22 protein-coding genes are annotated in these 20,563 nt (G+C 63.2%); 12 read left to right on the top strand and 10 right to left on the bottom strand.

Annotated features, from left to right (window positions below):
• Nucleotides 1–85: 85 nt before the first annotated feature.
• Nucleotides 86–634: a methyltransferase family protein gene (locus LB577_RS28280; protein ID WP_224689819.1), complete on the bottom strand. Its 549-nt coding sequence runs from the start codon at nucleotides 632–634 to the stop codon at nucleotides 86–88.
• Between the two features lie 140 nt (nucleotides 635–774).
• On the opposite strand from LB577_RS28280, the gene LB577_RS28275 reads away from it, so the two are divergent.
• From LB577_RS28275 to LB577_RS28265, 3 genes are all read left to right on the top strand, one after another.
• On the top strand, nucleotides 775–1,596 hold the full coding sequence (locus LB577_RS28275; RefSeq protein ID WP_224689818.1) for a DUF2066 domain-containing protein: 822 nt from the start codon (nucleotides 775–777) through the stop codon (nucleotides 1,594–1,596).
• 152 nt (nucleotides 1,597–1,748) lie between these two features.
• Nucleotides 1,749–2,780: a porphobilinogen synthase gene (gene hemB, locus LB577_RS28270; protein ID WP_224689817.1), complete on the top strand. Its 1,032-nt coding sequence runs from the start codon at nucleotides 1,749–1,751 to the stop codon at nucleotides 2,778–2,780.
• A 212-nt stretch (nucleotides 2,781–2,992) separates the two neighbouring features.
• Nucleotides 2,993–3,640: a dihydrofolate reductase family protein gene (locus LB577_RS28265; RefSeq protein ID WP_224689816.1), complete on the top strand. Its 648-nt coding sequence runs from the start codon at nucleotides 2,993–2,995 to the stop codon at nucleotides 3,638–3,640.
• Nucleotides 3,641–3,691: 51 nt separating this feature from the next.
• Here the strand turns inward: LB577_RS28265 and ppk2 are convergent, their stop codons facing one another.
• Complete coding sequence (gene ppk2, locus LB577_RS28260) at nucleotides 3,692–4,612, bottom strand: polyphosphate kinase 2 (RefSeq protein WP_224689815.1); 921 nt, start codon at nucleotides 4,610–4,612, stop codon at nucleotides 3,692–3,694.
• 315 nt (nucleotides 4,613–4,927) lie between these two features.
• Here ppk2 and LB577_RS28255 point away from each other — a divergent pair, with 315 nt between their 5' ends.
• Nucleotides 4,928–5,971, top strand: a complete 1,044-nt coding sequence (locus tag LB577_RS28255) for an aldo/keto reductase (protein WP_224689814.1) — start codon at nucleotides 4,928–4,930, stop codon at nucleotides 5,969–5,971.
• Nucleotides 5,972–5,984: 13 nt separating this feature from the next.
• Here LB577_RS28255 and LB577_RS28250 read toward each other — a convergent pair whose 3' ends face one another.
• Nucleotides 5,985–6,956 carry a glycosyl transferase family 90 gene (locus tag LB577_RS28250; RefSeq protein WP_224689813.1) on the bottom strand — a complete coding sequence of 324 codons (972 nt, stop codon included), beginning with the start codon at nucleotides 6,954–6,956 and terminating at the stop codon, nucleotides 5,985–5,987.
• A 157-nt stretch (nucleotides 6,957–7,113) separates the two neighbouring features.
• Complete coding sequence (locus LB577_RS28245; protein ID WP_224689812.1) at nucleotides 7,114–8,085, bottom strand: glycosyl transferase family 90; 972 nt, start codon at nucleotides 8,083–8,085, stop codon at nucleotides 7,114–7,116.
• Nucleotides 8,086–8,284: 199 nt separating this feature from the next.
• Here LB577_RS28245 and LB577_RS28240 point away from each other — a divergent pair, with 199 nt between their 5' ends.
• Nucleotides 8,285–8,431, top strand: coding sequence for a hypothetical protein (locus LB577_RS28240; protein ID WP_023780317.1), 147 nt, complete (start codon nucleotides 8,285–8,287; stop codon nucleotides 8,429–8,431).
• An 81-nt stretch (nucleotides 8,432–8,512) separates the two neighbouring features.
• On the opposite strand, the gene LB577_RS28235 is transcribed toward LB577_RS28240, so the two are convergent.
• The gene (locus tag LB577_RS28235; protein ID WP_013896014.1) at nucleotides 8,513–8,773 is read right to left on the bottom strand and encodes a DUF982 domain-containing protein; all 261 of its coding nucleotides are present in this window, start codon (nucleotides 8,771–8,773) and stop codon (nucleotides 8,513–8,515) included.
• Between the two features lie 104 nt (nucleotides 8,774–8,877).
• The gene (locus LB577_RS28230) at nucleotides 8,878–9,543 is read right to left on the bottom strand and encodes a GntR family transcriptional regulator (protein ID WP_224689810.1); all 666 of its coding nucleotides are present in this window, start codon (nucleotides 9,541–9,543) and stop codon (nucleotides 8,878–8,880) included.
• Between the two features lie 116 nt (nucleotides 9,544–9,659).
• Here LB577_RS28230 and LB577_RS28225 point away from each other — a divergent pair, with 116 nt between their 5' ends.
• Nucleotides 9,660–10,913, top strand: coding sequence for an MFS transporter (locus LB577_RS28225; protein WP_224689809.1), 1,254 nt, complete (start codon nucleotides 9,660–9,662; stop codon nucleotides 10,911–10,913).
• 39 nt (nucleotides 10,914–10,952) lie between these two features.
• Complete coding sequence (locus tag LB577_RS28220) at nucleotides 10,953–11,318, top strand: DUF423 domain-containing protein (protein ID WP_224689808.1); 366 nt, start codon at nucleotides 10,953–10,955, stop codon at nucleotides 11,316–11,318.
• 12 nt (nucleotides 11,319–11,330) lie between these two features.
• Here LB577_RS28220 and LB577_RS28215 read toward each other — a convergent pair whose 3' ends face one another.
• The gene (locus LB577_RS28215) at nucleotides 11,331–11,480 is read right to left on the bottom strand and encodes a hypothetical protein (protein ID WP_224689807.1); all 150 of its coding nucleotides are present in this window, start codon (nucleotides 11,478–11,480) and stop codon (nucleotides 11,331–11,333) included.
• A 371-nt stretch (nucleotides 11,481–11,851) separates the two neighbouring features.
• Between LB577_RS28215 and LB577_RS28210 the strand changes: the two genes are divergently transcribed.
• Nucleotides 11,852–12,928: a LacI family DNA-binding transcriptional regulator gene (locus tag LB577_RS28210; RefSeq protein ID WP_224689806.1), complete on the top strand. Its 1,077-nt coding sequence runs from the start codon at nucleotides 11,852–11,854 to the stop codon at nucleotides 12,926–12,928.
• 15 nt (nucleotides 12,929–12,943) lie between these two features.
• Here the strand turns inward: LB577_RS28210 and LB577_RS28205 are convergent, their stop codons facing one another.
• Nucleotides 12,944–14,137: an OpgC family protein gene (locus LB577_RS28205; protein ID WP_224689805.1), complete on the bottom strand. Its 1,194-nt coding sequence runs from the start codon at nucleotides 14,135–14,137 to the stop codon at nucleotides 12,944–12,946.
• A 202-nt stretch (nucleotides 14,138–14,339) separates the two neighbouring features.
• Here LB577_RS28205 and LB577_RS28200 point away from each other — a divergent pair, with 202 nt between their 5' ends.
• Nucleotides 14,340–15,035 carry an alpha/beta hydrolase gene (locus LB577_RS28200; RefSeq protein WP_224689804.1) on the top strand — a complete coding sequence of 232 codons (696 nt, stop codon included), beginning with the start codon at nucleotides 14,340–14,342 and terminating at the stop codon, nucleotides 15,033–15,035.
• 79 nt (nucleotides 15,036–15,114) lie between these two features.
• Here LB577_RS28200 and sthA read toward each other — a convergent pair whose 3' ends face one another.
• Nucleotides 15,115–16,503, bottom strand: a complete 1,389-nt coding sequence (sthA, locus tag LB577_RS28195) for a Si-specific NAD(P)(+) transhydrogenase (RefSeq protein ID WP_224689803.1) — start codon at nucleotides 16,501–16,503, stop codon at nucleotides 15,115–15,117.
• Nucleotides 16,504–16,713: 210 nt separating this feature from the next.
• On the opposite strand from sthA, the gene LB577_RS28190 reads away from it, so the two are divergent.
• The 3 genes from LB577_RS28190 (at nucleotide 16,714) to LB577_RS28180 (ending at nucleotide 19,112) form a co-directional block, all read left to right on the top strand.
• Entirely contained in the window at nucleotides 16,714–17,184 is a 471-nt protein-coding gene (locus LB577_RS28190) for an RDD family protein (RefSeq protein ID WP_023780308.1), read from the top strand.
• Between the two features lie 138 nt (nucleotides 17,185–17,322).
• On the top strand, nucleotides 17,323–18,087 hold the full coding sequence (locus tag LB577_RS28185; RefSeq protein WP_023769376.1) for an arginyltransferase: 765 nt from the start codon (nucleotides 17,323–17,325) through the stop codon (nucleotides 18,085–18,087).
• 128 nt (nucleotides 18,088–18,215) lie between these two features.
• The gene (locus LB577_RS28180; RefSeq protein WP_224689802.1) at nucleotides 18,216–19,112 is read left to right on the top strand and encodes a DMT family transporter; all 897 of its coding nucleotides are present in this window, start codon (nucleotides 18,216–18,218) and stop codon (nucleotides 19,110–19,112) included.
• Nucleotides 19,113–19,147: 35 nt separating this feature from the next.
• Here the strand turns inward: LB577_RS28180 and LB577_RS28175 are convergent, their stop codons facing one another.
• Nucleotides 19,148–20,362: an AI-2E family transporter gene (locus tag LB577_RS28175; protein WP_224689801.1), complete on the bottom strand. Its 1,215-nt coding sequence runs from the start codon at nucleotides 20,360–20,362 to the stop codon at nucleotides 19,148–19,150.
• Nucleotides 20,363–20,563 lie beyond the last annotated feature (201 nt).

Here is a 20,563-nt window from a genome sequence, read left to right as displayed (position 1 = left end):
GCCTGCGGGACTGAAGTGCTAAGCGGCGACCGGGCGAACGTCAATTGTCGTGTGCCGGGACAAGAAGCATGATCGGTTGGAATTGCTACCACACGAACGGGATCAACGCCTTCGTGCGACGCGCATAGTCTGGGAATTCGTCGGGAAATTGCCGTGCCAGAAGCCTGTCTTCCGCACCGACACGCCATAGGAAGATCACGCCCAGCAGGATCAGCAGAAAGACGAAACCACCGCCCACCACGATCGCCGAACCGATGCATGCGACGAGGCCGCCTGTGTACATGGGGTGGCGGACATAGCGGTAAGGGCCTGACGTCACCAGTTCATGGCCCTGCTTGGCGGAGACGATCTGGCTCCAATTGCTGCCAAGGGTTTGCCGCGCCCAGACCAGGAAGGCCATCCCGGTAACGGCCACGATGACACCGATGCTGCTCAAGACGGCGTTCACGGGTGCGAAGTTGACGAACCGGAACATCGGCACACGCGGAAGCAGGAAAGCGAGGATCATGGCGAACATCAGCCCCAGTCGCTGCGCGATGTGCTCCTCGGTGTCCCGTTTCACACCGAACGCCGAAACGGTCAGGTAGACGATCAGCACGAGCCAGGCGGCATAGATGGACCAGACGAAAACCATGGCTTGCTCCTTCCGTCGCCATGCGGACCTAGCGTGCCGCAAGGACGCGTCAACGCCACACGGCCGGTACCGCCTCTTGGCTCGCGTCCGTGGTCGATGTTAGAAATCGACCGGCAAATGCTGGACGGCGGACGTTGTTCATGGCTCGATTTTTACGCCTTGCGCTGGTGGCAATTGGGCTGATCGGTCGATGCCTGGCCGCCCATCCTGTGCTGGCAACCACGCTGGACGAGATCTACCAGTCGCAGACCATCGTCACCGGCCAAGGCGAGGAGAACCGCCAGACAGGCTTCAGGGATTGCCTGGACAGGGTCCTGGTCAGGGTTTCGGGCGATCAGCGGTTGCTCGACAAACCAGAGATAGCGGATCTGCGCGACAAAGCCGGCAGTTTCGTCGATGCTTTCCGCTACCATGACCGGTTGGAGGGCATTCCGATCCATGACGAGCAAGGCACGCATGACCGGCCGCATGATCTGACCTGCTTCTACAAGCCTGACGTGATCGACAAGGTGCTGGCGTCGCTGGGCAGCAGGCCCTGGCTGGGCGACCGGCCGACGCTCGCGGTCTTTCTCGTTGCCGAACAGGGTGCCCGACATTTCGTCCTAAGCGCCGAGGAGCAGCGTGGCGAAACGATGCGCGAATCCTTCGTCAATGCTGCCGGTCCAATGCTGATGCACGTCGCATTTCCGAAGGCTGCGCAGCTTGCCGGCCTGGGTGAAAAAGCGCTGCGCGCCGCCGACATGGCGAGGCTGGATCGGCAAGCCAAACAAGTAGGTGGCGCGCAAGCGCTCGCCGGCAGCATCGTATGGAGCGACAAGGAGCTCGGCTGGATCGCCGATTGGCGGCTAGCCGACCGCGGCAAGACCTATCGCTGGCAGGCGCGTGGCGTCAGCTTCGACGAGGCGTTTCGTGTGGCCATCAGAGGCGCGGTGCAGATTCTTTCGGGTAATGGGCAGCCTTGACTGGATAGGCAGGAGGGATAGCGCGCCCCTCTGCCCTGCTGGGCATCTCTCCACAAGGGGGGAAATTGGCAGCTTCGACCGCTGGCACAAACGTGTCGCATTGGTGAGCATCGAGGGCTCGTGGTAAAAGCCGTTGATCCGGAGTTTTGGCAATGAACAGATTCACCCCGACAAAGCCAGCCGGCGCGCGCAGCGTCGACGACGTCACCGGCAGCCGCCGCCTGCGCCGCATGCGCAAGGCCGATTGGTCGCGCCGGCTCGTGCAGGAGAACCGGCTCGCCGTCGATGATTTGATCTGGCCGATCTTCGTCGTCGAGGGCAAAAATGTGCGCGAGCCGATTGCGGCCATGCCGGGCGTCTTCCGCCTGTCGATCGATCTGGCTGTCAGGGAGGCGGAACGCGCCGCCAAGCTCGGCATTCCGGCGCTCGCCACCTTCCCCAATGTCGATCTGGCCTTACGCGACCAGACCGGCTCGCACATCCTAGACCCCGACAATGTCATCAACCGCGCGACCCGCGCCATAAAGGACGCGGTGCCCGAGATCGGCATCATCACCGACGCCGCGCTCGACCCGTTCACCAGCCACGGCCATGACGGCATCCTGCGCGACGGCATCATCGTCAACGACGAGACGGTCGATCAGGTCGCGGCGGCGGCCGTCATCCAAGCGGCGGCCGGCGCCGACATCATCGCGCCGTCCGATATGATGGACGGCCGTATCGGCGCCATCCGCGACGCGCTCGACGCCAACGGCTTTCAGGACGTGGCGATCATGTCCTACGCGACCAAATTCGCCTCGGCCTTCTACGGCCCCTATCGCGAGGCGGTCGGCACCGCCGGGCTGCTCAAGGGCGACAAGAAGACCTACTATATCGACCATGCCAACTCGGACGAAGCCGTGCGCGAGGCCGAACAGGACATCGCCGAGGGCGCCGACATGCTGATGGTCAAGCCCGGCCTGCCCTATCTCGACATCATCCGCAGGCTGAAGGACGAATTCCAGATGCCGACCTTCGCCTACCAGGTGTCGGGCGAATATTCGATGATCAAGGCAGCGGGCGCCAATGGCTGGATCGACGGCGAGAAAGCGATGCTGGAGAGCTTGCTTGCCTTCAAGCGCGCCGGCTGCGACGGCATCCTGACCTATTTCGCACCTGAAGTGGCGACGATGCTGAAGGGGTAGGTTCTCGCCCTCCCCCGGCCAGTCAGCGACGTGGTCGTCCATGAACGGCATCCGCGACTTCCATAAGGAACTTACAGGCAAGGACTTCCCGCTGCTGGCGGAGAGGTCCGGGTACGTGTTTCTTCGCCGTAGAAAATACCACTTGCAATTCGCAATCGGTTTGCTACAAGGCAACCACTTGCAAAATACAACTGGTTATCGAGGAGGTTTTCATGTCCAAGCTGCGTGTCAACGCTTTCACCCTATCGCTCGACGGCTATGGCGCCGGTCCCGACCAGGATCTGCAAAATCCGCTCGGCATTGGTGGGGAATCCCTGCACAAGTGGTTTGTCGACACCCGCACCTTCCGCAAGATGGTGCTCGGGCAAGACGGCGGCACCACTGACGCCGACGAGGCGTTCGCGGCACGCAGCTTCGAGAATGTCGGCGCGTGGATCCTCGGGCGAAACATGTTCGGACCGATCCGCGGTGAGTGGCCCGACGAGACCTGGAAGGGCTGGTGGGGCGACAACCCGCCCTACCATGTGCCGGTCTTCGTGCTGACACACTTCAAGCGAGCGCCGATCACGATGGAGGGCGGCACCACTTTCCACTTCGTCACCGACGGGATCCATTCGGCGCTCGAGCAGGCAAGGTCGGCGGCTGGCGGCAAGGATGTGCGGGTCGGCGGCGGTGTCTCGACCGTCCGGCAATATCTCCAGGAAAAACTTATCGACACCATGCACCTAGCGATCTCGCCGATGCTGCTGGGAACAGGCGAGCATCTCTTAGCGGGCCTGGATATGGTGAAGCTTGGCTATCGATGCACGGAGCAGGTGGCGACAGCGCTTGCCACGCATGTGATCATCGATCGAGCGTAGGTGGGGAGCGTAATCTCCCCCCACGTGGGGGAGACCGCAGCCTCATCCGCCTCAATACTTCTCCGGCACGTAGAGTTCGCGCGGCAGAACCTGGCGCTCGTATTCCGGATTGAAGACGCGCTCGGGCAGCGTGATCTCCTCGTGCGGTACCTCTTCATACGGCAATTGCTTCAGCAGATGATCGATGCAGTTCAGCCGCGCGCGCTTCTTGTCGTTGCCTTCGACGATGAACCAGGGCGCCTCGGGAATGTTGGTGCGGGCGAAGGTTTCTTCCTTGGCCTTGGTGTACTGTTCCCAGCGCACGCGCGACTGCAGGTCCATCGGTGACAGCTTCCACTGCTTCATCGGGTCATGGATGCGCATCAGGAAGCGCATCTGCTGCTCCTCGTCGGTGATCGAGAACCAGTATTTGACCACGGTGATGCCCGAGCGCACCAGCATGCGCTCGAACTCCGGCACGTCGTGGAAGAACTCCTCGACCTGCTCCGGTCCGGCAAAACCCATCACCCGTTCGACGCCGGAACGGTTGTACCAGGAGCGGTCGAACAGCACGATCTCGCCACCGGCCGGCAAATGCGGGACGTAGCGCTGGAAATACCACTGCGATTTCTCGCGTTCGGTCGGCGCCGGCAGTGCCACGACGCGGCAGATGCGCGGATTGAGCCGCTGGGTGATGCGCTTGATGACGCCGCCCTTGCCGGCGGAGTCGCGGCCCTCGAAGATCACCACCAGCTTCTTCCTGTGATAGGCGACCCACGACTGCAGCTTGATCAGCTCCGACTGCAAGGTGATCAGGTCGCGGAAATACTGCATGCGGTCGATCGATGGCGGATGCGAGTTCTTGTAGATCTTGGCGATCTCCATCGACAGCGCCGGTTCCGACATTTCGAGCTCATAGTCTTCGTCGAGCGTGTCGGCGAGCTCGGCTTCGAGCCAGTCTTTTGCAGGGGAATTCTGTCTCACCTCGGTCATATCAGTTGCTCCGCTTGCAAGCCTGTCGGTTCACGTCCCTGCTGGCCCGCGGCCTGGAACGGAACACCTTAGCCGAATTCAATATAGGCCGGCAGTGACGGTTTTATTGCAGCCCGAGCGCGATCGCCGGCGCTGCAAATCCCGCGAGATATGATCGATCGTCGTCCTGGCATGGCGACAAGCGGACCGAATTGTCCTACAAATCTCCGGTCGCATTCCGGGCTGCCCTTTCGCGCCGCCCCAATTCAACTCAGCCCCAGTTCAACACGGCCCAATTCAATACGGCCCCAATTCAACACAATCGCGAGGACTGACATGGAATACCGCACTCTCGGCCGTTCCGGCCTGAAGGTTTCGACACTGACCATGGGCACCATGACCTTCGGCGGCGCCGGCCCGTTCGCCGCTGTCGGCAACAGCGATCTCGCCGAAGCCAAACGGATGATCGACATGTGCATCGATGCCGGCATCAATCTTCTCGACACCGCCAATGTCTATTCGAACGGCATCTCGGAAGAGATCATTGGCGAAGCACTCGGCGGCAAGCGCAAGAACGACGTGCTGATCGCCTCCAAGGCGAGGATGCGGATCGGCAAAGGTCCTAACGACGAAGGCCTGTCGCGCTATCACCTGATCCGCGAGTGCGAGAGGAGCCTGAAGCGGCTCAAGACCGATGTCATCGATATCTATTTCCTGCACGAATGGGACGGCCTGACGCCACTTGAGGAAACCATCGCCGCGCTCGACACGTTGGTCGGCCAGGGCAAGATCCGCTATGTGGGCTGCTCCAACTACTCTGGCTGGCAGGTGATGAAGGGGCTTGCCGTCAGCGACAGCCATCACCAGCCGCGTTTTGTCACCCAGCAAATCCACTACACGCTGGAGGCACGCGAGGCAGAGTATGAATTGCTGCCGATTTCGGTCGACCAGGGGCTCGGCGTGCTGGTGTGGAGCCCGCTCGCCGGCGGCTTGCTGTCCGGGAAATACCGCCGCGACAGCCCCACCGCCCGACAGCTCGCCGGCTGGTCCGAGCCGCCGATCCGGGACGAGGACCGGCTCTGGCGGATCGTCGACGTGCTGGTCGAAATCGGCAAGGCCCGGGGTGTTTCCGCGGCGCAGGTGGCCCTTGCCTGGCTGCTCGGCCGCCCCGCCGTCTCCTCCCTGGTGATCGGCGCCCGCAACGATGCCCAGCTCAAGGATAATCTCGCAGCCGCAGCCCTGGAACTCAGTGCCGACGAACGCCAGCGCCTCGACGCGGTCAGCCGGCCGCCTTTGCTCTACCCCTACTGGCACCAGCAACTGACGGCAAAGGATCGCTTCAGCCCCGCCGACACGGTTCTCGACCGCAGCGCCATCTGACGGACATCAGGATCTAACCCCCGATGAACCGCCAGAGTTCGGGATAGGGTTCGAGCTGGCCGCTGAGCACGAAATATTTGTAGAGCACGAGCAGGGAGATCGCCTGCTCGTCTCGCTGGTTGGAGAACTTGCGGCAATGCGCATTGGCCGCGAGGACGATGCGCTCCGCCGCGGCCGGGTGCCGTTCGAAATAGCTTACTTTTTCGGCCAGATCGGCGAAATCCGGATCGAGCGGCACATAGTGGACATTGGCCTCGAGCTGGCTCTCCCTGAACCACGTCTCGTAGGTCGGCGGCGGCATCAGGCAGAGCGAGTTCGAATTCATGATCCACTTCAGATTGGTCGCCACGTCATTGCCCTCCAGCGAGACGATGTAGCGATAGCGCAGGTGCTGGGCGATGCTGAGAAAGGGCTTGCTGTACTTTGCCGGCGCGTTCGGCTTGTGCGAGCCCGCATCGCAGAACGGCAAGTCGCGCACGGCATCCAGAAACCTTGTCCTGAGCGGATTGTTGAGATCGCCACGCCAGACCACGGCCGGCAGTTTGTCGGCGAAGGCAACCGTGTCGACAGGCATGTAGAAGTGGCGGAACTTGTTGAACTTCATGAGCACCGCATTGTCGTTGTCGGCCTGGATCGGGCGATCCTTGACGAATGACGGCACCTTGGGCACCTCGATGACGTCGCCAAACTCCAGGTCGAGGCGCAGTCCGGCATCGAAGTAACGGGCAAATTCCTTCAGGTCGTAGTAATACATGCTGCGTGTCGACGGCAGGCTGTCGATACGGACGGCATCGGGGCTGGGCGAGAACGTGTCGTGAAGCTTGTTGTAGTCGTTCAATCGTTGGCGGACGGCCTCATCGGAGAGCCTGGCCTGCTCGAGGCGACCTGCCAGCCGTCGTCGGAAGATTGCCTGTGGTGCGACATCGCGGATGACATTTCGCGCATAGTAGAAAACCTTTTGGGTCGTTCGCTGTATGGTGGCCATCGTTCTCTGATCAAAACAAGCGCCAGCAAACGCACGACAGCCGAAATAGTTCCTCGCGCGCTCCCGCGTGGTCGTGTCAGAGATTTCGCAAAAATAGGCGGCGCCTCCAAATGGCAACGGCGCGTTTGGCCACAGGGGCCGGCTATGTCGCCGGCAACTATCCCGTTATGTAGCGCCAGACATCGGCATCCGGCTTGATCTGGCCGCTGAGCACGAAATATTTGTAGAGCACCAGCAGGGAGATCGCCTGTTCGGTCTGCTCATTGTCGAATATCCGGCAATAGGCGTTCGCGGCTGCGACGATGCGTTCGGCCTTCGCCGGGTGCCGCTCGAAAAAGGCCACATGTTCAGCAAGGTCGGAGAAGTCCGCTGCGAGCGGCACATAGTGGACGTTGGCTTCGAGCTGCCGCTCCGCGAACCATGTCTCGTATGTCGGAGGCGGCATCAAGCAGAGTGACTTCGAGTTCAATATCCATTTGAGATTAGTCGCCACGTCGTTGCCTTCGAGCGAAACGATGTAGCGATAGCGCTGGTGCTGGGCGATGGTGAGAAAGGGCTTGGCATACTCTGCCGGCGCGTTGGGCTTGTGCGAGCCGGCGTCGCAGAACGGCAGGTCGCGCGCTGCTTCCAGAAACCGTGTCCTGATCGGATTGTTGAGATCGCCACGCCAGACCACGGCCGGCAGCTTGTCGGCGAACGGGATCGTATCGGCCGGCATCTGGAAATGGCGAAACTTGTCGAGCTTCATGATGACCGCGTTGCCGTCGTCGTCACGGATCGGCCGATCCTTGACGATCGAAGGCACCTTCGGCACCTTCATGACGTCTCCGAACTCGACGTCGATCAGCAGGCCGGGATCGAAGTAGCGGGCAAACTCCTTCAGGTCGTAATAATACATGGTCGGAGTGAAGGGCAGCTCGCTGATGCGCACGGCCTTTGCGCTTGGCGTGAAATCATCCTGCAGCTTGTTGTAGTAATTCAGCCGCCGGCGCGCCGGCTCGCCGGAAAGCCTGGCCGTTTCGAGACGAGCGGCCAGCCTGCGTCGAAACAGGGCTTGGGGAATGATGTCGCGCGCGACGTTTCGCGCATAATAGAACACCCTCGCCGTCGTCCGCGCAATTGTGGCCATGGTTCACTTGATCAAAACAAACAGGCAGCTCTCAATTCGTTGGCGCCCCGACGCTTCCTACACCATTGTGCTGCGCATCTGGCAAGCCCTCCCAACCGCGGAAGCGAACGCCGCGGTACTTTTGCGTCGGCTGTTGTGTTTGGCGGCTAATGCTCCTAGGCAAGGTTTGAGCCGCAAGGCAGGTCAAAAAGGAGCCGATATGGCGCGAGCACCAAACTACGATCAGGAACGCAAGGAACGCGACCGGCAGAAAGCAGCCAAGAAGGCCGAAAAGCAGGCCGCCAAGGTCGCCGCGCGGGAACGGTCCAAGCCGGAGACCGAGACCGACACCGAAACAGAGGAATGACGGCAAGAGGCCCGCGAATGCGGGCCTCGTCGCTGGCCCGTCTCAATCCCGATTGGCCCGTCTCAATCCGATTGGATTGCGTCAAGCGGGCGCCTTGTCGCTGACGAAAACGTCGACCTCACGCGCCGCCGCGATGAAGGCACGCCTGGCATTCATGGCCGGCTTGTCGCCGGCCAGCGCGTCATGACAGGCCTGCAGCGCTGCGCGGTGCTTGGGGCTGCGCTTGCCGGGCCAGCTGTTGAGGAGGTAATCGGAAGCCTCCCGGGCCGAACGCAAGAGCTGAGTGCTTCCCGCCGTGACGGACTTGACGGTCACGGGTGTTTCAAATCGGTTGTTTTCCATCGCCGCTCTTACGCCATCGGCATCCATGAAGCGAGGCCGAAAGTGCGCTTTGTGTCGGGACGCCGCCGTTTCGCAGCGATTGCCCCCGCCTTGTGCAGGCCGCGCTAAGCAGCGACCACGGCAAAACCCCTGGCGCGAAGCCCACGTCTATCGTTGGCGAGCGACGTCACCAGTCGGTCACGGCTGCCAACGATATGGGCTGAAAGCCGGCGGGCCGCTTCATCGGCATCGCCAAGGCGTGCTGCCGCCAGGATGGCGCGATGCTCGGCCCAGGCACGGCCAAGGGCGGCTTCGTCGCGAACCTCAAGCCAGCGGGCGCGCGACAGCCGCGTCATGGCATCGCGAACGGCCCGGAACAGGAATTCATTGCCCGACAGGCGCGCCAGCTCGATGTGAAAATCCATGCCAACGCGATGCCACTCCTCGCGCAGCGTGCTTTCGTCGCAGGAATCGAGCATCGCCTCGATGACATCGATGGCATTCCCGTCGACGTGCGTGCATGTCAGCCGCAGAGCCGCGACCTCGACCGCCTCGCGATAGACCGCGATCTGCTCGAGTTCGGCAAGGTTGATGGGCGACACCGTCCAGCCGCGCCCGTCCCTGCCGACCAGCCCCTCGGTCTCCAGCCGCAGAAGCGCTGCCCTGACCGGCGTGCGCGAGGCGCCGAAGCGACCTTCGATCCAACGCTCCGTCAGCCGCTCCCCCGGTCCGACCTCGAGCCCAAGGATCATCTCGCGCAACCGCCGTTCGACATTCTGCATCTGCGACATCGCGCTCGCCTTTCCGAAGCCGCATTGACAGCAGCGGGGTTGAAGTTCATGACGTATACCAGTTTGGTATCCCAAAACGGTATCCGCAACAAGCGCTGGTATCGAGCAGGCAGGACATGACGAAGGAAGACACCCGACAAAGCGGCTACAACATCCACTGGCGGCGCAATCTCGCCGTCTGCTTCGCTGGCTCGTTCAGTACGCTCATCGCCATGACCCTGCTGCTGCCTTTCCTGCCGCTCTATGTCGAACAGCTCGGCGCGCAGGGACATGCGGCCATCGTGCAGTGGTCCGGCATCGCCTATGGCGCCACCTTCTTCGCCGCTGCCATGGTTGCGCCGCTGTGGGGACGCCTGGGCGACCGCTACGGCCGCAAGGTGATGCTGGTGCGCGCCAGTTTCGGCATGGCGATCTGCATGTCGCTGACAGGCATGGTCGAAACGGTCTGGCAATTGGTGTTGCTGCGCCTGCTGATCGGTTTTGCCGGCGGCTATTCCTCGGGTTCGACCATATTGGTGGCCATGCAGACGCCCAAGGACCGCTCTGGCTGGGCGCTCGGCGTCCTGTCGGCGGGGATCACGGCGGGCTCGCTGGTCGGCCCCCTGCTCGGCGGCGCCTTACCGCCGGTCATCGGCATCCGCGCCACCTTCCTGTTGTCCGGCGGCGTCATCTTCCTCGCCTTCCTGGCCACCACCTTCCTGATCAAGGAGATGCCCCGCCCGAAGCCAGCCAAAGCCGCTTCGTCGGCAAAGGCGAAGAGCGGCTGGTCGCAGATCCCGGACAAACGTCCGGTCGTGGCGATGCTGACAACCGGTATGCTGCTTGCGTTCGCCACCATGTCGATCGAGCCGATCATCACCGTCTATGTCCAGCAGCTCATCGAGGACCAGAGCCGAGTGACGCTGGTCGCCGGCGTGGTGATGTCGGCGGCGGCTCTCGGCACCATCCTGTCGGCCTCCTGGCTCGGCAAGCTCGCCGACCGCGTCGGTCACTGGAACGTCGTCGTGGGTGCGCTCGCCGTCTCGGCCCTGCTGCTCATTCCGCAGGCTTTCGTCACCGACAGCTGGCAGTTGATAGGACTGCGCTTCCTGATGGGCCTGGCGCTCGGCGGCCTGCTGCCCTGCATCACCAGCGTCATCCGCCACAACGTCCCCGACGGTGTCGGCGGCAACGTGCTTGGCCTGGCGATTTCGGCGCAATATGTCGGGCAGGTCGCCGGCCCCTTGACCGGCGGCTTCGTCGGCGGCCGCTTCGGCATGCCGGCGGTGTTTCTCGGCACATCGGCGCTGATGGCCGGCGGTGCCGTCTACAACTGGATTGTCCAGTCGCGGAGGACACGGCATATGCTGCTGGAGGCGGGCGAGCCTTGAGGGATTCGCCCAAGTCAAAAGTCGAAGGGCGGCGCTATTATGAATCTCGCTGAATCCAACGCCAACCGCATCCTGGTGCTTGCCGGCGGTCTCGTCGGTGCGGCAGGTGTGGCACTGTCGGCGGCGGCCGCGCACCGTGGCGGCGCCTTTACCGGCACGGCCGCATCGTTCCTCTTGATGCACGCGCCGGTGTTTCTCGCCGTCGGCCTTGCCGGCGCGAACCGCTTGCTGCGGATCGCCAGCCTGGCCCTGCTTGTCGGGCTCGTGCTTTTCGCGGGCGATCTGCTCGCCCGCGATTTCTTGGGATCGAGACTGTTTCCGATGTCGGCGCCGATCGGCGGCACCCTGCTCATCGCAGGCTGGCTGGCGATTGCCGCCTCCGCCTTGGCGCGCCCAAGACCCTGAGATGCCGAACGGTCAGTCCCGATGACGTTCGGATCGGACCCAAAGATCGCGACGGCGCGAGGCTCGCCTTGTCCGGCGCGGCGCCTCGGGCCGCTCGGCGGCCGGCGCGATGCCCCAATAGTTGCGATAGATGTCTTCGAACAGATGCTTGACGGGATGCATGGTTTTTCTCTCTCTTGAATTGAATCGATCCAATCGGCAGGCACAAAAAGGCAGCGCCGATCAGCTCCGCTTGCGCTCCACCAGAAAGCGAAGGTCCCGAATCCACGGCCCGGCATGACTTCGACGTCTGGACCTGCTGGCGGCCGGCGCAACGCTCCAGTCATTGCGATAGATGTCTTGAAAAAGATAGTTGACGGGATGCATGGCGCACCTCCCCTTCGGTCGTTTCGCCAGCTTGAATCTGCCGACTTGGATCGATTCAAATATAGGCCGTCGGCCGCCGCTGGTCAAGCAGAATTTGAATCGATCCAACGAAAGTGCTAGATGCAAGCCCGGAACGTGCTAAATGCATGTCAGGAGGCACGCGCAAAATGGCGTCACTCACCGCAGGCAATCGACGACCCGTCCGGCTGGCCGACATCGCCAAGGCCGCAGGTGTCTCGCATGGCACCGCGTCCAATGTCTTCAGCCGCCCCGAGATCGTGCGCGAGGAAGTCCGCGAACGGGTCAAGGCGGCTGCCGAGGCGATGGGCTATGGCGGGCCGGATCCGAAGGGCCGGCTGCTGCGGGCCGGCAAGGTCAATGCCATCGGCGTGGCCACCGCCGAGCCCCTCTCCTACTTCTTCGACGATCCCTTCGCGCGCGTCATGATGGCGGGCATCTCGCAGGCCTGCGACGCAACCGGGGCCGGGATCTCCCTGGTCTCGGCCGCCAACAACGAACAGCTTGCCTGGAACATCCAGAGCGCGCTGGTCGACGGCTTCATCGTCTTCTGCATCGAAGGCGGCTCGCGCCTGGTGGAACTGGCACGCGAGCGCAAACTGCCGTTCGTGGCGCTCGATCTGGATTCGCAGGACGGTTCGGTCGCGGCGATCGGCGTCGACAACATCGCCGGCGCCGGCCTGGCGGCGCGCCATCTCACCGATCTCGGACATCGCCGCTTTGCCGTCCTGGCGCTGCCTTTCGCCGACAACAGGACAGGTCTTGTGTCGCCAGAACAGGTTCGCGCCGCGACCTATGCGGGAACGCGCGACCGCCTCACCGGCTATCTCCAGGAGCTTTCTCGGGTTGGCGTCGACATATCCAAAGTGCCCGTCTACGAGACCGCCAACGATGCGGCCACCACGAAAGCAGGGCTCGAAGCCATCTTCGCTTCCGGCGAGCCGCCCACGGCCATCCTGGCGATGTCGGACAGAACGGCCCTGGTGGCGCTCGAATGGCTGAGCGCGCGCGGGCTGGCCGTGCCCAGCGATGTGTCCGTCGTCGGCTTCGACGGCGTCCCTGAAGCAGCGACGTCCCAACCGTCCTTGACCACGATCGCCCAGCCGATCGCCGAGATCGGCCGCCTTGCCGTCAAGGCGATCCTGGACAGCGACGGCGGGGTCAGCCGGCAGCTTCTGCCTGTCGAACTGATCGTGCGGGCCTCGTCGGCTCCGCCACGCGGCTGAGCCGCGCGGCCAAGCTCAGCGATTGGCTCTTGCCACGGCGGAGATGCCGAACGGCGCGCGGACCGGCGTGACATCCTTTTGCGTCGCACGGGCTTTGCCCGAGCCTGCGATGGTCGACAGCCATTCGAGATAGAAGGCGAGCGCGAACTGCATGGCGATGCCGGCCGATAGCAGCAGGCTGTCATAGACGAGCCCGCCCGGATTGATCAGCCTCATCACCTGGGCGAGCATGGCAATCAGCGTGCCGGCGATGAAGACCGGAAGCGAGCGCTTGCCCAGTATCGCCAGCGGATGGTCGGGGCTGGTCCGGAACAGGCTGGAGAGCGCCGGCAGGGCGACGATGAGATAGCTGACCGCCAGGATGTGCAACAGCCGCGGCAACGACAGGAAGGTCTTGTCGAAGCCGCCGATCACCACCGGCAGCTTGAACCAGGTTATCTGCCCCCACAGCGGACTGTGCACCCAGACGAGCGCCGTCAGCACATAGGTCGCGGCGGCGCCGACCAGCCAGCGATTGACCGGGATGACACCGCCACGCCTGACATGCAGCATGGCGGCCAGGCCGATGTTGAACAGGAATTGCCAGGACAGCGGGTTGAGGAACCAGAAGCCAGGCTCGGGATAGTTGGGCGGAGCGATCTGCCAGATGCCGGCGACGAGCCACAGTGCACCGGACACGACAAGTGCGGCGACGGGCCTGTAGCTGACGAACAGGACGAAGGCCGGCGCCATCAAAAGCAGCACGGCATAAACAGGCAGGATGTTGTTGTAGCCAAGCTGATGGCCGAGCGTGACGATACCGACCAGCACTTCCGGCGGGTTCTTCATCAGCGGCTCGATGTTGATCAGCTTCAGCAGGTCCGGCCGCCTGGCAAACACCGCCACGGCGCAGAACAGGGCCATCACCGCCATGGTCGTCACGATGTGGGTGACGTAGAGCACACCCGCCCGCCGCCACATCTTCAAGGTTGCGAGAAGCCGGCCGCCCTGCCGGAATTTCGTGCCGTAGGCGAGCGCGACCGAGATGCCGGATATCAGCACGAACGCTTCGGCGGCGTCCGAGAAACCGAAATTCTTGTAGGTCAGGACCTCGAAAGCCGTGCCCGGCACATGGTCGACGAAGATGGTGAGCAGGGCGAGCGCGCGCAGCACATCGATACGCGTATCGCGCTCCGGCGAAATGGGGGCCGGCGAAATGGGGGTGGTCATCGACAAAAGGCCTCAAAGCTGGTTGTTCATGTCCAGCAATGCGACCCCCGGGGCGCACCGCTTCGATTCCTCCCAGGGGAGTGTATCGGCGCAGAAACGGGCTGGAATGCGCCCGGTTCAATCAACTTTCGCGGAGCATGAAAATATTGCGTTTTGAAGCCGGCAAATTCAGCGAAACCTCATATAATCAAGAGGATGCGGAATGATGGGCGACAGCGTCGAAAACGGCCCGCTGCTCATGGATCTGGCCTTTCCCTACCGGCTTCAGGGTGCCGGCGGGAGCCGCCGTGAATGCCTGTTCCTGCTCCATGGTTCCGGTGTCGACGAGACCACCCTGGTGCCGCTGGCGAGACAGATCGCGCCCGACGCCGTGCTGATCGCGGCGCGTGGCCGGATCCCCCAGGAGGACGGTTTTCGCTGGTTCGAGCGGATCACCCCGACGCGATTCGAACAGCAGAGCATCCTTGCCGAAACCGCCGCCTTCGCGGCATTCGCCGGCGAAGCGGCCAAGCGCCATGAGCTTGATCTCGCGCGGGCAACATTCCTCGGCTATTCGAACGGCGCCAATCTGGTTTCAACCCTGATGCTGCTGTATCCGGGCATCGTGCGCCGGGCGGCGCTGCTGAGGCCAATGCCCGTGCTCGAAATGCCTGAGCCCGAAATGCCTGTACTCGACCCGGCGCCGGCGGCGACCCTCATCGGGACGCGAACGCTGATCATCGCCGGAGCAGCCGACGAGACCTATGGGCCCTTCGCGCCGGCGCTGGTGAGGCTGCTCAGCCGCCACGGCAGCGAGATCGATGCCCGGATCATTCCATCGGGCCATGAAATCGGCGATCCGGACGCGGCGATCGTCAGGCAATGGCTGGCGGGACCGGCGGCGATACAGCGAAGCTGAGGGCTTCTGTCCCGAACGGTCAGAGTGTCGATCTGCGCTCGGCCGTGCGGCCTGCGGAATCCGCGTGGAGAGGCAGCGTCTACCCTCGCCCCATCCTGTTCCAGGCATCAAGGCCCGCGATCTTGTAGGCCTCGGCAAGCGTCGGGTAATTGAAGGTGTTGTTGACGAAGAAGTCGACCGTGCCGCCGAGATTGATCACCGCCTGACCGATGTGGATGAGTTCGGTAGCGCCCTCGCCAACGATGTGCGCGCCGAGCAGGCGACGCGTTTCGATCGAGAACAACAGTTTCAGGAAGCCGGTGTTGACGCCCATGATGTGGCCGCGTGACGTCTCGCGGAAGCGCGCCACGCCAACCTCGTAGGCGGCGCCACTCTCGCGTACCTGTTCCTCGGACTGGCCGACGGTCGAGATTTCCGGCACCGCGTAGATGCCATAGGGGAACGTTTCCGGCGGCGGCGGCAATGCCACGCCGAAGGCATGGCAGGCGGCGACCCTGCCCTGCTCCATCGAGGTGGAGGCGAGGCTCGGAAAGCCGATGACGTCGCCGGCGGCATAGATGTTCGGCACGCTGGTCTGGAAGGTCCGCGGATCGACCTTGATGCGGCCTCGGGTATCGGCATCGATGCCGACCACATCCAGCCCCAGGCTGCCGACATTGCCGGTGCGGCCGGCGGCGTAGAGCACGACCTCGGAGCGAATGGTGCGGCCATCGGCCAGTTCCACCTCGGCGGCTTCGGGCTTGGAGCGGATTTCCTTCACCGCGCTGCCCAGCCTTATCGTCATGCCGCGATCACGCATCTGATGGATGAAATCGTCGACGATTTCGCGGTCGACGAAATCGAGGATGGAGTTGCGCGGCTCGACCAGCGTCACCGGCACGTCGAGCGCGGAAAAGATCGTGGCGTATTCGACACCGATGACGCCGGCGCCGATCACCGTCAGCGTGCGCGGCAGGCGGTCGAGTTCCAGCATCTCGTCGCTGTCGAAGACGCGCGTCTTGTCGAAGGGCACGTCGCGCGGCCGGTGCGGCCTGGTGCCGACCGCGATCAGCGCATTGGCGAAACCGACTTCGCTGTAGTCGCCATTGTCGGTCGTCAGGCTGACCTTGTTTGGACCGAGAAATTTTACCGCGGCACGTGCGCTCTTGACCGTGTTGCGCATGAACTGGTGCTGCAGGACCTCGACCTCATGGTCGAGCGTCTTGTGCAGCCGCTCGACCAGGTCGCCGACCGAAATATCCTGCTTGACCCGGTAGCCGCGTCCATAAAAGCCGCGTTCGCGCCAGCCCGAGAGATTGAGCACCGTTTCGCGCAACGTCTTCGAAGGGATGGTGCCGGTGTGCACCGAGACGCCGCCAAGACGCCGGCCCCGATCGACCACCAGCACCGATTTGCCGAGCTTGGCGGACTGCACCGCGGCGCGGCGGCCGGAAGGGCCGCTGCCGATGACCAGCATGTCGTAGTCCATAGTGCCCCGTTCCCCTGCCCCTCGGCGCTTTGGTGCGCCGCAGCAAGCTAATGCCATTCGCGCGGCAAATTCAACCGGCTCAGCTTGCGCCAGACGCCGTTCCGTCCCCGCGCCCGCAATGAAGCCCGATCTTGATTCCGGCACGGGACTTCACCATTTCATTGTCGGGCGGCCCGCACCCTATGTCGGGCCCTGTTACGAGGAAATGACATGAACGCGCGCGTTCTCGACGGCGAAATCATCAACACCAGGCTCGACGATGTCAGGGCTTATGAAGGCGTGCGCACAAGGCGCATCCTGGCCTTCGTGCTCGACTATATCATCGTCGCGCTGCTCAGCATTCCGTTCGCCATACTGGTGTTCTTCCTCGGGCTGTTGACCCTCGGCCTTGGCTGGGTGCTGTTTGGCGTCCTCGTGCCGGCCGTTGCCATCCTCTACATCTGGAACACGTTGGGCAGCACCGACCAGGCCACCACGGGCATGAAGATGATGGGCATCCGCCTCGACCGGCTCGACGGCAGGCCGATCGACGGCCTCACCGCGGTCGTCCATTCCGTGCTGTTCTGGGCCGGCAACGTCATCCTGTCGCCGCTCGTCCTGCTGGTGACCCTGTTTGCCGACCGCAAGCGCACGCTGCATGACCTTTTGCTCGGCACCGTGGTCAGCCGCACAGGCCGTTGACGGCATTTTCTGGAAGCGCTACCGCCATATCGGCGCAAATGTGAAGGCGTCTGTTCGTCCGCACCTTCACAATCCTGTTGAATTTTTCGCTTTCCGCGCCAAAGGTAGAGCGACTCGAAGGAGTGTTTCCAAGGCTCGATGACGCAGCACCCGACCCAGTCGCCGCAGTTCTTCCTGACCGCGCCGTCGCCGTGCCCCTACCTCGACGGTCAGTTCGAGCGCAAGGTGTTCACGCATCTGGTCGGCGACAAGGCGTCGGAGATGAACGATCTCCTCACGCAAGGCGGCTTCAGGCGCTCGCAGAACATCGCCTACAGACCGGCCTGCGAGACCTGCCGCGCCTGTGTGTCCGTGCGCATCCTCGCCCAGGAATTCACCGCCAGCCGCAACATGAAGCGCGTGCTACAGCATAATTCCGACCTCGTCGGCGCCATGCATAATGCCGAGCCCTCGACTGAACAATATTCGCTGTTCCGCAGCTATCTCGATGCCCGCCATCGCCGCGGCGGCATGTCCGACATGACGGTGCTCGACTACGCCATGATGGTCGAGGATACCCATGTCGACACCAAGGTGATCGAGTACCGGCGCCGCGGCCCCGATACCTTCATCACCGGCAAGGGCCAGGGCGAACTCATCGCCGTGGCGCTTACCGACAAGATGGCCGACGGCCTGTCGATGGTTTATTCCTATTTCAATCCCGATTTCGAGGAGCGTTCGCTCGGCACGTTCATGATCCTCGACCACATCGCCCGCGCCAGGGCGATGGGCCTGCCCCATGTCTACCTCGGCTACTGGGTCAATGGCTCGCGCAAGATGAATTATAAGATGCGCTTCATGCCGCAGGAGCATCTCGGCCCCAAGGGCTGGGAACGCTACATCAACGAAGCGGTTTCACGCTGAGTTTTTCCACGGCCCACCCTTAAACTGTTTCAAGGCAGGGGATGCTGGTCTTTCAGCCGGTTGGCTGGAGAGAGTGCGCCATTGCACCGGCTGGCCGCCAGCCTGCATTTCATTGCGAAAGTTCCTGCATGTCCTCTCATTACGATCACCAAAAGGGTCTCTTGATAACCGCCATCGGCGGGCTGACGCTAACTGTCGACATACCGTTGATCCGCCTCGCCGACGGTGGCGCATGGACGATCATGCTGCTGCGCACCGGCACGACTTTCGTCGCGGCCATGGTCATTTGGTCGGTCTGGCGGGCACTCAGCCGAAACGCCCCGCCGCTCATCCCCGGCTGGTCCGGCCTGATCGTGGCGATATGCTACGGGCTGACGGGGATCACCTTCGTCACCGCCGTCTATCACACCTCGACCGCCGACCTGGTGTTCATCCTGGCCTTCAACACCGTGTTCGCGGGCTTGCTGTCGTGGATATTCCTGCGGGAAAGGCCGCGGCTGGTGACCATCGCGGCGATGGCGACCATGATCCTCGGCGTGCTGGTCATCGTCGGCGGCTCGGTCGGCACCGGCAAGCTGTTCGGCGATTTCATGGCGCTGTGCTCGGCCTTCTTCATCGCGGTGGCCATCACCATCTCGCGCGCCAGCGGCAAGGACATGGGATTCACCTCGCTCGTCGGCGTCCTTCTGCCGCTCGCGCTGGCGGCCTTCATGGTGTCAGGCGAAGGCTTCCATGTGAACGCGCCATGGTGGATCGTCTTCAACGGCGCCGTCATCATGCCGATCTCGTTCTTCTGCCTCGCCGCCGGGCCGAAATACATTTCAGGACCGGAAGTGGCGATGTTCTACCTGCTCGAAACCGTGCTGGCGCCGGTCTGGGTTTGGATGATCTTTGCCGAGGCACCGACCCGCAACAGCCTGATCGGCGGCGCGATCCTGATCGTCACGCTGGTCGCGCACTCGCTCTGGCAGCTGCATGACGGTCGCAAGCGCCGGGTCGACTTCGCGGTGCATCACCCGGTCTAGCGACAATTCGGCTTACGGCGCAAAGCCGGTCCTTATCAGGCGCTGGCTTTCTTCGCCGCACTGGATTCCGGCAGGACTTCGATCTGCGGACCGGCCTCGATTTCGGCCGCCGAGTCGGCGGCCGTCTCGTCGGCCAGCTCCACCTCGCGCAGCCATTCGCGCCAGATCGCCACCAGCAGCGCCATCAGCACCGGTCCGATGAACAGGCCGAGGAAACCCATGGTCTTGACGCCGCCGATGAGGCCGAAAAAGGTCGGCAGGAAGGGTAGCTTTATCGGGCCGCCGACAAGCTTCGGGCGCAATGTCTTGTCGACGATGAACAGCTCGACCGCCCCCCACAGGAACAGCGCCAGGCCGGCCATCGGCGAACCGCTGGCAGCGAGGTAGATCGAGACCAGCGTGAAGGACAGCGGTGCGCCGCCGGGTATCAGCGCCATGACGCCGGTCAGCGCGCCGAGCGTTACCGGGGATGGCACGCCGGCCAGCCAGTAGGCGATGCCCAGCACCAGCCCCTCGCCGATGGCGATAACGGTCATGCCGGTCACGGTCGAGGAGATCGTCGCCGGCACGACGCGCGAGATCCGCTCCCAGCGGGTCGGCAGGATGCGTTCGCCGAGCCGGTCGACCTGGCCGGCAAAGTGTTCGCCGTCGCGATAGGCGAAGAACAGCGCGATCATCATGAACAGCAGCGTCAGCAACAGCCCGAAAGCACTGCCGCCGGCGGCGAGCACGCCGCGATAGATGCTGCCGATATTGGCGCCGCTGATCAACTGGATCAGCTCGCCGATGCCGCCGGGATGGCCAAAATTGTTCGTCCATTGCTCGTTCAGCCACTCACCGATGACAGGCAGCGTGGCAATCCAATGCGGTGTGGTGGCACCGTACCGATTGGTCTCGATCGCCCAGCCGACCCACTCGCGCACCTCGTTGATGGCGTAGGTGCCGGCAAGCGCGATCGGTATGACCAGGAAGGCCAGGATGAACAGAATGGCAAAGGTGGCGGCAATGGTGCGGTTGCCGCCGACGCTGGCCAGCAGGCGACGGTAGAGCGGCCAGCTGGCGAAGGCGATGACGAGCGCCGCCAGCACCGGGAACAGGAAGCCGTGGAAGAAATAGACGCCGGCGGCGACGATCAGCACCAGCAGCCAGCGCGCCGCCGACAGCGGCGGAATGACCGCGGACCGCAGTGGCGTCGACAGGCCGAACAGGCGCTGCTGCCGTTCCGGTTTCTGGATTTTTGCTTCCTTCAAAACGCCCGTCTCTCCAAGCACCCCGTTATGCACGGATATAGTGCAGCAATCGTGACGATACTCCAAATGAGTTGGGGGCGCGTCTCTTCCTTCTCCCCTTGTGGGAGAAGGTGGATCGGCGCGACAGCGCCGAGACGGATGAGGGGTGCGTGACGGAGTGAGGCGTTGGCGTTCCCTGGAACACCCCTCATCCGACCTCGC

Source organism: Mesorhizobium sp. B283B1A (assembly GCF_020165735.1).
In the GTDB taxonomy this organism is placed as follows: Bacteria; Pseudomonadota; Alphaproteobacteria; order Rhizobiales; family Rhizobiaceae; genus Mesorhizobium; species Mesorhizobium opportunistum.
This window is presented reverse-complemented; position numbering and strand designations above follow the sequence as displayed.

Bases quoted from the DNA above. Each gene is read 5' to 3' on its own strand.
- LB577_RS28190 (WP_023780308.1), top strand. From the start codon at position 16,714: ATGAACGCGCGCGTTCTCGACGGCGAAATCATCAACACCAGGCTCGAC.
- LB577_RS28240 (WP_023780317.1), top strand. From the start codon at position 8,285: ATGGCGCGAGCACCAAACTACGATCAGGAACGCAAGGAACGCGACCGG.
- LB577_RS28230 (WP_224689810.1), bottom strand. From the start codon at position 9,543: ATGTCGCAGATGCAGAATGTCGAACGGCGGTTGCGCGAGATGATCCTT.
- LB577_RS28210 (WP_224689806.1), top strand. From the start codon at position 11,852: ATGGCGTCACTCACCGCAGGCAATCGACGACCCGTCCGGCTGGCCGAC.
- LB577_RS28215 (WP_224689807.1), bottom strand. From the start codon at position 11,480: ATGCATCCCGTCAAGCATCTGTTCGAAGACATCTATCGCAACTATTGG.
- LB577_RS28275 (WP_224689818.1), top strand. From the start codon at position 775: ATGGCTCGATTTTTACGCCTTGCGCTGGTGGCAATTGGGCTGATCGGT.
- LB577_RS28185 (WP_023769376.1), top strand. From the start codon at position 17,323: ATGACGCAGCACCCGACCCAGTCGCCGCAGTTCTTCCTGACCGCGCCG.
- LB577_RS28280 (WP_224689819.1), bottom strand. From the start codon at position 634: ATGGTTTTCGTCTGGTCCATCTATGCCGCCTGGCTCGTGCTGATCGTC.
- LB577_RS28180 (WP_224689802.1), top strand. From the start codon at position 18,216: ATGTCCTCTCATTACGATCACCAAAAGGGTCTCTTGATAACCGCCATC.
- LB577_RS28205 (WP_224689805.1), bottom strand. From the start codon at position 14,137: ATGACCACCCCCATTTCGCCGGCCCCCATTTCGCCGGAGCGCGATACG.
- LB577_RS28255 (WP_224689814.1), top strand. From the start codon at position 4,928: ATGGAATACCGCACTCTCGGCCGTTCCGGCCTGAAGGTTTCGACACTG.
- LB577_RS28265 (WP_224689816.1), top strand. From the start codon at position 2,993: ATGTCCAAGCTGCGTGTCAACGCTTTCACCCTATCGCTCGACGGCTAT.
- LB577_RS28250 (WP_224689813.1), bottom strand. From the start codon at position 6,956: ATGGCCACCATACAGCGAACGACCCAAAAGGTTTTCTACTATGCGCGA.
- LB577_RS28200 (WP_224689804.1), top strand. From the start codon at position 14,340: ATGATGGGCGACAGCGTCGAAAACGGCCCGCTGCTCATGGATCTGGCC.
- LB577_RS28235 (WP_013896014.1), bottom strand. From the start codon at position 8,773: ATGGAAAACAACCGATTTGAAACACCCGTGACCGTCAAGTCCGTCACG.
- sthA (WP_224689803.1), bottom strand. From the start codon at position 16,503: ATGGACTACGACATGCTGGTCATCGGCAGCGGCCCTTCCGGCCGCCGC.
- LB577_RS28245 (WP_224689812.1), bottom strand. From the start codon at position 8,085: ATGGCCACAATTGCGCGGACGACGGCGAGGGTGTTCTATTATGCGCGA.
- ppk2 (WP_224689815.1), bottom strand. From the start codon at position 4,612: ATGACCGAGGTGAGACAGAATTCCCCTGCAAAAGACTGGCTCGAAGCC.
- LB577_RS28225 (WP_224689809.1), top strand. From the start codon at position 9,660: ATGACGAAGGAAGACACCCGACAAAGCGGCTACAACATCCACTGGCGG.
- hemB (WP_224689817.1), top strand. From the start codon at position 1,749: ATGAACAGATTCACCCCGACAAAGCCAGCCGGCGCGCGCAGCGTCGAC.
- LB577_RS28220 (WP_224689808.1), top strand. From the start codon at position 10,953: ATGAATCTCGCTGAATCCAACGCCAACCGCATCCTGGTGCTTGCCGGC.